Below are 2266 nucleotides of genomic sequence, written 5' to 3'. Positions count from 1 at the left end.
GGCGGCGGCGCGCCGGCCACCGCGGTGTTCGGCGCGCGCGGCGGGCTGACCGGCGTGCTGGCCGACCGGCTCGACCGCGCCACCATCGGCCGGGCGCTGCGCTCGCGCCGCACCTTCGCCACAACCGGCGAGCGCAGCTTCGCCAGCCTGCGGCTGGGAGAGCAGTGGATGGGCGAGGTGGTCACGGCGTCTGACGGAGACGAACTCGACTATCGGCTGCTTGGCGACCGTGGTTGGGAGAGCTTGCGGCTTTACGATGGCGAGACCCTGCTGTGGGAGCGCGACCTGCACCGCGAACTGGGGTTGTCGGAGCGGCGGATTCGCCTGCGGCTGGGCGGCGCCCGCATCAAGGACCGCTACCGCGGCGCCTATTGGAACGGCGGCATCACCGTCACTGGGGCGGCCGTGCAGCGGATCGAGCCCTTCGGCTTCGACCATCCCGAACAGGGCTGCTGGCGGCAGGACGCCACCACCGTGGCTCTGCGCACCGTCACCCACGGCGACACCGATGGAGTGGAACTGACGCTGTCGCGGCTTGCCGGCACCCGCATCCGGGTGCATCTGGACATCGGCACCTATGTGAAGGTCGGCAACCCGCTGACGCCGCCGCCCAACCCCCATGCGCCCGAGGCCGTGCTGGAGATTGACGGCGACACGCTGCTAGATGCCACCCGCTCCCCCGCCGGCTCCGTCACCCGCCTGCTGCCCGGCACGGAACTGGAGGTGACGGTGGAACGCGTCACCGAGGCGCCGCTGCCCCGCGACCTCGCCGGCCGCATCCCGCTGGCCGGGCTGGGGCTGGCGGCGGACCGCGAACATCCGCTGTTCCTCACTGGGCGCCAGCGCGACCAGTCGCGGGTCTGGACCTCGGCGCTGTTCCTGACGCTCTGATGGCCTTGGCCCGCAATCCCAGGTCAGGGGGACCGCGGAAACATGCCGTGCCGCAATGCCGTCAATGCCTCGGCAACCGCCAGCGCGTGCGGCACGATCTCCGATGCGCCGGTCACTTCGCCCAGGCTGCCGCGGGTCGGCGGCCCGACGACGAACAGGGTGGTGACCGGCCGGCCACCGGCATCCAATGCCCGGTGCTGCCGGTCCACCTCCACCCCCAGACCGAGCGGATCCGGCCGGATCAACCCTTGGGCGGACAGGGCCGCCAGCAGCGGGTTCCGGCCGAAGGAAGCCCCATGGCCGGCGCCGGTGCAGTTCACCAGGGCATCGTAGGTTTGCCCGGTCAAGGCGTCGCCGCCGCGCGGCCGGTGGACGATCCACAGACCGCCTCCTTCATCGCCGCCGCCTGACGACTCTCTGTCGGCGCTTGCCGCGACCAGCCGGCCGGCCAGCACCATGAGGCGCCCGTCCGCCTGCGCGGACGCCACCAGCCGGGCGACCTGCGGGGCCGCCTGGAAGCGGTGGGCGTCCCACCAGGGCCGCAGATGGCGCTGGAACCGCCGCCGCTCGTCAGCGGAAAAGGCCGCCCACAGGGCAGCGTTCTGAAGACGCAGGCTTTCGAGCACGTCGGTCCAGGGCCGCCCCTGCTTGCCGGCGTCAGCGACGGCGGCACGCACCCGGCGCAGCAGGTCACGGACACTGGCAGGCGGATCGGCGGCGAAGTCGGTCCAGGAGTCGGCATGCCCGGCCGGACGCGGGCGCGGCACCAGACCATGGCGCGACAGGGCGGTCAGCGGTCCGCGATGGCCCCGGCCAAGCAGGGTCGACACCACGTCACCCATCGTCAGGCCGGTGCCAACGATCAGCACTCGGTCGGTCCGCCCGATGGTGTCGAGCGCACCTGGGGTCCAAGGATCGGCGACGACTCGCCGGTGCTCCGCCAGCCCGGCCAGCACGCCCGGCAGTTCGGGCCTCGGGTTGCCGGTGCACAGCACCAGCGCATCGGCCTCCAGCACCCTGCCGCCGGCAAGCTCCACGACGAACCCGGTTCCCTGCGGCGATGCCAGCCGGCGGGCGGCGACGGCACGGTCGCGCCGGTGGGTCACCCGCACCGGTCCGGCCGCTGCGAACAGCGGGCGCAACCTCTCCTCGAGATACCGCCCGAACACCGACCGCGCCGGATAATGCAGCCCGTCCGCCCAGCCGTCCGGATCGGCTTCCAGTACGCCGCGCTCCAGGCACCAGCGATGGAAATCCTCCTCGCCGTCCTCCCCGGCCGACCGGCCGGCCTCCGCCGCCATGCGGATGGAGGGAACATTCACCCGGTGGCGCGGGTCGCTGCCCGTGGCGTAGGTGAGCCCGGCCCCGAGCGACG

1 protein-coding gene and 1 pseudogene are annotated in these 2266 nt (G+C 73.0%); one reads left to right on the top strand and one right to left on the bottom strand.

What is annotated here, in order from left to right:
- Window positions 1-891: pseudogene (locus tag VH569_RS35195) on the top strand (hypothetical protein); the annotation flags it as partial.
- Between the two features lie 23 nt (window positions 892-914).
- Here VH569_RS35195 and VH569_RS35190 read toward each other — a convergent pair.
- Window positions 915-2266, bottom strand: a 1352-nt coding sequence (locus VH569_RS35190; protein ID WP_423321914.1) for an FAD/NAD(P)-binding protein, incomplete at its 5' end; no start/stop codon positions are given.

Origin of the sequence: Azospirillum sp. 11R-A (genome assembly GCF_049472615.1) — a bacterium.
GTDB classification, from domain to species: Bacteria; Pseudomonadota; Alphaproteobacteria; order Azospirillales; family Azospirillaceae; genus Azospirillum; species Azospirillum palustre.
The sequence above is the reverse complement of the archived record's forward strand: the minus strand, read 5'-3'. Positions and strand labels throughout refer to the sequence as shown.